The 6,966-nt window shown below is 72.2% G+C and carries 6 protein-coding genes; 2 read left to right on the forward strand and 4 right to left on the reverse strand.

Annotation, left to right across the window (positions count from 1 at the left end):
- Positions 1–101: 101 nt before the first annotated feature.
- Together fahA and ACZ6TV_RS50705 are read right to left on the reverse strand one after the other, a co-directional pair.
- Positions 102–1,292 carry a fumarylacetoacetase gene (gene fahA, locus ACZ6TV_RS50700; protein WP_465308110.1) on the reverse strand — a complete coding sequence of 397 codons (1,191 nt, stop codon included), beginning with the start codon at positions 1,290–1,292 and terminating at the stop codon, positions 102–104.
- Complete coding sequence (locus ACZ6TV_RS50705) at positions 1,289–2,128, reverse strand: hypothetical protein (RefSeq protein WP_465308112.1); 840 nt, start codon at positions 2,126–2,128, stop codon at positions 1,289–1,291. The genes fahA and ACZ6TV_RS50705 overlap by 4 nt, the downstream gene beginning before the upstream one ends.
- 83 nt (positions 2,129–2,211) lie before the next feature.
- Between ACZ6TV_RS50705 and ACZ6TV_RS50710 the strand changes: the two genes are divergently transcribed.
- Positions 2,212–3,378, forward strand: a complete 1,167-nt coding sequence (locus ACZ6TV_RS50710; RefSeq protein ID WP_465308114.1) for a homogentisate 1,2-dioxygenase domain-containing protein — start codon at positions 2,212–2,214, stop codon at positions 3,376–3,378.
- Here ACZ6TV_RS50710 and ACZ6TV_RS50715 read toward each other — a convergent pair.
- Positions 3,375–3,743 carry a PPOX class F420-dependent oxidoreductase gene (locus tag ACZ6TV_RS50715; RefSeq protein WP_465308151.1) on the reverse strand — a complete coding sequence of 123 codons (369 nt, stop codon included), beginning with the start codon at positions 3,741–3,743 and terminating at the stop codon, positions 3,375–3,377. The genes ACZ6TV_RS50710 and ACZ6TV_RS50715 overlap by 4 nt on opposite strands.
- A gap of 12 nt (positions 3,744–3,755) precedes the next feature.
- On the reverse strand, positions 3,756–4,232 hold the full coding sequence (gene ispF, locus ACZ6TV_RS50720; RefSeq protein ID WP_465308116.1) for a 2-C-methyl-D-erythritol 2,4-cyclodiphosphate synthase: 477 nt from the start codon (positions 4,230–4,232) through the stop codon (positions 3,756–3,758).
- A 110-nt stretch (positions 4,233–4,342) separates the two neighbouring features.
- Between ispF and ACZ6TV_RS50725 the strand changes: the two genes are divergently transcribed.
- Positions 4,343–5,074, forward strand: coding sequence for a TVP38/TMEM64 family protein (locus tag ACZ6TV_RS50725; RefSeq protein WP_465308118.1), 732 nt, complete (start codon positions 4,343–4,345; stop codon positions 5,072–5,074).
- Positions 5,075–6,966: the final 1,892 nt, after the last annotated feature.

The raw sequence follows: 6,966 nt of genomic DNA on the forward strand, positions 1-6,966 counted from the left end.
ATCGCCGCCCCGCACCACCGGTCCCCATAACCACCTCCGCCGGGCACCATACCCGGCGATAGTCGCATTCTGCTCACGGCGACCTTCGATCGCCGGGCTTCTCACACCCGCGTCACCACCGTGCCGGTCACCTCACCAAAGCCAACCATGGCGCCGCCGGAGCACCACCCGGAGGCCGAAATCGTGACCGTGTCGCCATCGAGCAGAAAGCTACGGGTCGTGCCGTCGTCCAGGCGGACGGGATGTGCGCCGTTCCATGTCCGCTCGATGAACGATCCGGTCTGCTCGGGCGTGGCGCCGGAGATCGTGCCGGACGCGTACAGGTCGCCGGTGCGCGCCCAGGCGCCGTTGGCGGTGAGGTGGGCGAGCTGCTGCGCCGGCGTCCAGTAGATCCCCGCGTATGGCGGCTGCGACACGAGGGTGCCGTTCCACCGGATCTCGCAGCGGATGTCGTACGAGTAGCGCTCCGACTCCCGCAGGTAGGGCAGCACCGGTGGGTCCTGCGTGACGGCCGCGGCCCTGGCGGGCTCGAGCGCGTCCAGGGGCACCACCCAGGGGGACACGGAGGTGGCGAAGGACTTGCCGAGGAAGGGGCCGAGCGGCTGATATTCCCACGCCTGGATGTCCCGGGCGGACCAGTCGTTGACCAGGACGGCGCCGTAGACGTGCTCGCGGAAGTCGTCGACGTCGATCACCCCTTCGGAGGGTGCGCCGACGACGAACCCGAGCTCGGCCTCCACGTCGAGCCGCCGGGACGGGCCGTGGCTGGGCCGGTCCTCGTCGGGCGCTTTGCGCTGGCCGTGCGGGCGCGGGATGTCGGTGCCCGAGACGACGACGGTGCCGGCGCGTCCGTGATACCCGATGGGCAGGCTCTTCCAGTTGGGCAGCAGGTTGGGCGCGTCGGGCCGGAAGATCCTGCTGAGGTTGTTCGCGTGCTCCTCGGAGGAGTAGAAGTCGACGTAGTCGGCGACCTCGAACGGCAGCGCGAGCGCCGTCCCCTCGACCGGGTGCAGCATTCCCCCGATCGTGGCCGTCCGCGCGCCGGTGAACAGCTCCGTGAGCTGCTCCCGGACCCGGGTCCAGGTGGGCCGGCCGGTGGCGAGGAAGCGGTTGAGGGTCTTCGCGCCGGTGAACGTGCCGCCGGCGTCGACCAGCCCGGCCTCCTCGGCGGCGGCGAGGTTGAGGATGAGATCGCCGGCGCGGACGCCGACCCAGCCGTCGCGGGTCGCGCACAGCGGCAGGTTGTGCAGCCCGAACGGGTCGTCGTCGGTCGGCGTTTGCCAGGTGGTCACGCGGGCACCTCTCGGGGGAGTAGGCCGAGGTTGGTCAGGTCGGTGACCGGCTCGTCGACGCTGCAGCTGCCGAAGCCGACCCACAGGGGCCGGGGCTCGTCGAGGGCGTCGCGGACGATCGCGGCCAGGGGGTGACTGTCGGTCGCCGCGAGGAGGCCGGCGAGGTCGGCGGGCTCGGCGCCGCCGGCCGCGGCGAGGGTCGCGGCGAGGACGTTGAGGAAGCCGTGGTGGACCAGGCCCGTGTCGGGGTCGGTGTGCCGGACCGCGTGGTGCAGGCCGGCGGTCAGCTTGAACGGCAGCTCCCGGTCCCGGCAGGCGCAGATCACCGCGGCCAGCTCGACCGGCGACGGGAACAGCTCGGCGGCCAGTCCGCCGGTGCGGAACTTCGCGGCGGCCGGCAGCCCCTCGGCGCGCAGTTCGGCGAGCCGGTCGAGGGCCTGCATCAGCCCCCAGGCGAGCGGCACCTCGAAATACCAGCTCCACGGCTGGTCGCCGTGCTTGCGGGCCAGCTCGGCGAGCCGGTCGATGCCGGGCGCGGGGTCCTCGCCGCGCTTGGCGACCGGGGACTCGACCTGCCGGACGGTGAGGTGCGCCGGGATCGACTCGAGGGCCGGGCCGACGGCACCGGGCTCGCCGACCACGCCGACGGCGACGGTCGCGGCGATCTGGGGCAGGGCGGCGGCGGGGACCAGCAGCGGGCCGATCATCGCCGCCCATGGGCCGTCGCGGTGGCCGAGGTGGGCCGGGACGGCGTCGGGCAGCGGGAGGCTCCCCGGCGGGAAGACGGCGGCGTCGTCGACCAGGGCGGTCAGCAGAGGCGGTACTGCGTTTGACACAGCTTCCGAATCTAATGGACGCTATACAGGGCGGACAACTTCGTCCGATATCCGGACGGTTTCTTTCTTCCGGGAGGCATCTGATGCCGTACTACCGTCGCGTGGGCGAAGTCCCACCGAAGCGACACACCCAGTTTCGCCAGCCGGACGGCTCGCTGTTCGCGGAAGAGCTGATGGGGCAGGAGGGTTTTTCGAGCGACTCCTCCCTGCTGTACCACAAGCATCGACCGACAGCGATCCTATCCGCCACCACGGTCACGCCGTTCGCGACGACGCGCGCGCCGAACCTGCCGCTGCAGCCGCGGCACCTCCAGACGCACAAGCTGTCGTTCCCGTCCGCTTCGGACGCGGTCCTCGGCCGGCAGCACCTGCTGGCCAACGACGACGTCCGGATGTCGTACGTGCTCGCCACGACGCCGTCGCCGCTGTACCGCAACGCGATCGGCGACGAATGCCTGTACGTCGAGTCCGGGACGCTGCGCGTCGAGTCGGTGTTCGGCGCGCTCACCCTCGACGCCGGCGACTACGCGATCATCCCGACCTCGGTCATCCACCGCCTCGTCCCCACCTCGGACCAGGTCCGGCTGCTGGTGATCGAGGCGTCGGGGCACATCGGGCCGCCCAAGCGGTACCTGTCCAAGCGCGGCCAGTTCCTGGAGCACTCGCCGTACTGCGAACGTGACCTCCGGGGCCCCTCAGAGCCGCTGCTCGCGGAAGGGTCGGAGGTGCCGGTGCTCGTGCAGCACCGGCGCGGCTGGACCGAGCACGTCTACGTCAACCACCCGTTCGACGTCGCCGGCTGGGACGGCTGCCTCTACCCGTGGGCGTTCTCGATCCACGACTTCGAGCCGATCACCGGCCGCCTCCATCAGCCGCCGCCGGTCCACCAGACCTTCGAGGGCCCGAACTTCGTCATCTGCTCGTTCGTCCCGCGCAAGGTCGACTACCACCCGCTGGCCATCCCCGTGCCGTACAACCACCACAACGTCGACAGCGACGAGGTCCTCTTCTACACGGGCGGCAACTACGAGGCCCGGCGCGGGTCCGGCATCGTCCAGGGCTCGATCTCGCTGCACCCCAGCGGCTTCACCCACGGCCCCCAGCCCGGCGCCGTCGAACGCGCCATCGGTGCCGAGGCCTTCGACGAACTGGCGGTCATGCTCGACACCTTCCGCCCGCTAGACCTGTGCGAGCCCGGCCTGTCGGTCGAGGACACCGCCTACGCCTGGACCTGGGCCCGCAACGGTTAGTGCTCGATCACCCTGGTCGCGGTGAGGCGGCAGACGACGCGGGTGACGCCCGGGACCTTCTCGGTCCAGGGCCTGCCGTCGTACGCGCGGCTGAGCTCGTCGATAAGCTCCGGCCCGCCGTCCTCGACCATGGCGACGGTGCCGCGGACCTCCACGTGGCGGTAGGGGTTCGCGGGGTCGTACACGCAGATGGATACCCTCGGGTCGCGCTCCATGTTGCGGGTCTTGCGGCGACCACGGATGGTCGAGAACACGACGTCACCGGCGTCGTGCTTGGCCCAGATCACGCTGGACTGCGGGGCGCCGTCGGGGTTGATCGTGCTGAGCACCAGGAACGCCCGGCGGTCCAGCAGCTCGCGCAGCATGTCGTTCACGGTCTACTCCTTCGGAACCGGATAGATCAGGGCAACGGCGGTGGCGGCGAGGCCCTCACCCCGGCCGGTGAAGCCGAGCCCGTCGGTCGTGGTGCCGGACAGCCGGACGATCGCGCCGATCGCCGCCTTCAGCGTGTCCTCGGCCTCGGCGCGGCGCTTGCCGACCTTGGGGGCGACGCCGATCACCTGCACGGAGACGTTGCCGATCTCATAACCCGCCTCACGGACCAGCCTGGCGGCCTCGGCCAGCAGGGTCACCCCTTTGGCGCCGGCCCACTCCGGGCGGCCGGTGCCGAAGATCGCCCCGACGTCACCCAGGCCCGCCGCGGACAGCAGCGCGTCGCAGATCGCGTGGGCGGCGACGTCGCCGTCGGAGTGCCCGGCGAGCCCGTCGACACCCTCCCATTTGAGGCCGGCGACCCAGCACTCGCGCCCTTTCTCGAACGCGTGTACATCCGTCCCGTTGCCGATCAACATCATTTCTGGATCACTTTGGGAGGGTACGACGATCGGTGCACGATCGTGAACTTCTGGTTGCTGGGTCGTCATCGGACTCGGCATCCTGGCATTCCGGGCCTAGGCTAGGTCGGGTGCGCAGCGACCAGACGACCCCGAAAGCCCCACAGCAGTGGTGGCGCACCGGAGCCGCCTTGCGCTTCGGGCTGCTCGCCCTGCTGGTCGCGACGTTGTCCGTGGTGATGCTGATCATCCACCCAGACAAATCGTCGCTGACCCATGCCATGGGGCCTGACCACCCGTTCGCCCCGGCGATCGCCGTGATCGGCGCCGCCCTCCTGACCACCGCCCTGGTCCCCCGGACCCTGCTCGCCGGCGTCGGCGGCGTCCTGTTCGGCTTCGCCGGCGGCGTCCTGTACATCATGGCGGGCGTCATCCTGGGCGCCTTCATCGCCTACATGATCGGCCGCTTCCTCGGCCGCGACTTCATGGCCCGCCACCTCTCCGGCCGTTTCCTGGCCGTGGAGCAGGCAGTGGCCAACCGCGGCATCGTCGCAGTGATCATTTCGCGGATGATCCCGTTCGTACCGTTCTGCGTCGCCAACTACGTCTTCGGCACTACCCGCGTCCGGCCGGCCACCTTCATCGCCGGCACCACCCTCGGCGCGCTACCCGCCACGATCGCCTACGCGGCACTCGGCTCGGCCACGGCCCGCGGCGACACACTCGGCATGTCCATCGCCGGCGCGATGATCGCAACCCTGGGCATCGGCGGCTCGATCGGCACCTACTTCGTGTGGCGCCGCCGGCCTCGTAAGCAGCAGGCGGCGGTCGCGGTGGCCCCGATCTCGCCCGCTCCCGCCTGACCCGCACTTTTCCGCCTTCACCGGCCCCGTGGCGCTCACCGCCTCGGGGCCGGTTCTTGTTTCGCCCCCGCCGCCTTGAAGGCCAGCCCTGCCGCCACTCAGCCCCGCCCGCCGCGGATGCCACCACGGAACCGCCGCCCGAAGATCACCCCCGCCACCGCGGAGCCGACACGGAACCGCCATCTGAAGACCGGCCCCCGTCGCCACGCAGCCCCGCCACCGCCACCGCCACCGCCGAGCCGCCTGCCGAAGACCCGCCCCGCCACCGCGGAGCCGCGCCCGAAGACCACCCTCGCCACCACCCGCCCGCCGCTGATGCCGTCGTGGAACCCGCCGCCCGAAGACCACCCGCGCCACCACCCGCCCGTCGCCGCGGAGCCGCCACCCAAAGACCAGCCCCGCCACCACGGAACCCCCGCCACCACGGAGCCGCCACCCGCGGAGCAGCCCCGCCACCACCCGCCCGTCGCCGCGGATCCGACGCGGAGCCGCCACCCAAAAGACCACCCCCGCCACCACCCGCCCGCCACCGCGGATCCGACGCGAAGCCGCCACCCAAAGACCACCCCCGCCCGTCCCCGCCGATCCACCCAAAGACCAGCCCCGCCACCACGAAGCCGCCGCCCGAAGACCACCCCCGCCACCGCGGAGCCGACACGGAACCGCCACCTGAAGACCGGCCCCGTCGCCACGCGGCCCGCCACGGCAGAGCCGACACGGAACCGTCGCTCAAAAGACCAGCCCCGCCATCACGCGGCCCCGGCCACCGCAGACACCGCTGCGGAGCCGCCGCCCGAAAACCAGCCCGCCACCACCCAGCACCGCCACCGCGGAGCCACCACCCGCGGAGCCGACACGGAGTCGCCACCTGAAGATCAGCTCCGTCGTCACTCAGCCCCGTCACCGCGGAACCGAGCGCCGCCACCGCGGAGCCGCCACCCGAAGACCCGCCTCGCCACCACCGAACCCCGCCACCGCGGAGCCACACCCGAAGACCCACCCCGCCGCCCCGCCACGGCAGAGCCGAACACGGAATCGTCGCTCAAAAGACCAGCCCCGCCATCACGCAGCCCCTGCCACCGCAGACGCCGCTGCGGAGCCGCCGCCCGAAAAACCAGCCCGCCACCACGGAGCCGCCGCAGAGCCGTCACTTGACGACCATCCCCGCCACCACGGAGCCGACACGGAACCGCCGCTCAAAGACCAGCCCGCCATCACGCAGTCCCTGCCACCACCGAGCCGACGCCCGAAGACCAGCCCCGCCACCACCGAGCCCTGCCACCGCGGAGCCACCACCCGCGGAGCCGACACGGAGTCGCCACCTCAAGACCAGCTCCGTCGCCACCCAGCCCCGCCACCGCGGCGCCACCACCTGCGACCCCGCCCCGCCCCGCCACCACCCGCCCCTCATCGCGGAGCCGACACGGAGCCACCGCCCCAAGATCAGTCCCGCCACCACCGAGCGCCGCCACCGCCGAGCCGCCACCCGAAGACCAGCCCTGCCATCACGAAGCCGCCGCCCGAAGACCACCCCCGCCACTGCGGAGCCGACACGGAGCCGTCATCTGAAGACCGGCCCCGTCGCCACGTAACCGCAGCTCAAAGACCATCCCCGCCATCACACGGCCCCTGCCACCACGGAGCCGACGCCGGAGACCGGCCCCGCGACCGCTCAGCCCCGCCACCGCGGAACCGAGCGCCGCCACCGGGGAGCCACCGCCCGCCACCACGGAGCCGACGCCCGGAGACCAGCCCCGCCACCACCGAGCGCCGCCACCGCGAAGCCGCCGCCCGAAGACCGGCCCCGCGACCGCTCAGCCCCGCCACCGCGGAACCGAGCGCCGCCACCGGGGAGCCACCGCCCGCCACCACGGAGCCGACGCCCGGAGAAC

This window comes from Dactylosporangium sp. NPDC051087 (genome assembly GCF_055586325.1).

Bases quoted from the DNA above. Each gene is read 5' to 3' on its own strand.
- ispF (WP_465308116.1), bottom strand. From the start codon at position 4,232: ATGATGTTGATCGGCAACGGGACGGATGTACACGCGTTCGAGAAAGGG.
- ACZ6TV_RS50715 (WP_465308151.1), bottom strand. From the start codon at position 3,743: ATGCTGCGCGAGCTGCTGGACCGCCGGGCGTTCCTGGTGCTCAGCACG.
- ACZ6TV_RS50710 (WP_465308114.1), top strand. From the start codon at position 2,212: ATGCCGTACTACCGTCGCGTGGGCGAAGTCCCACCGAAGCGACACACC.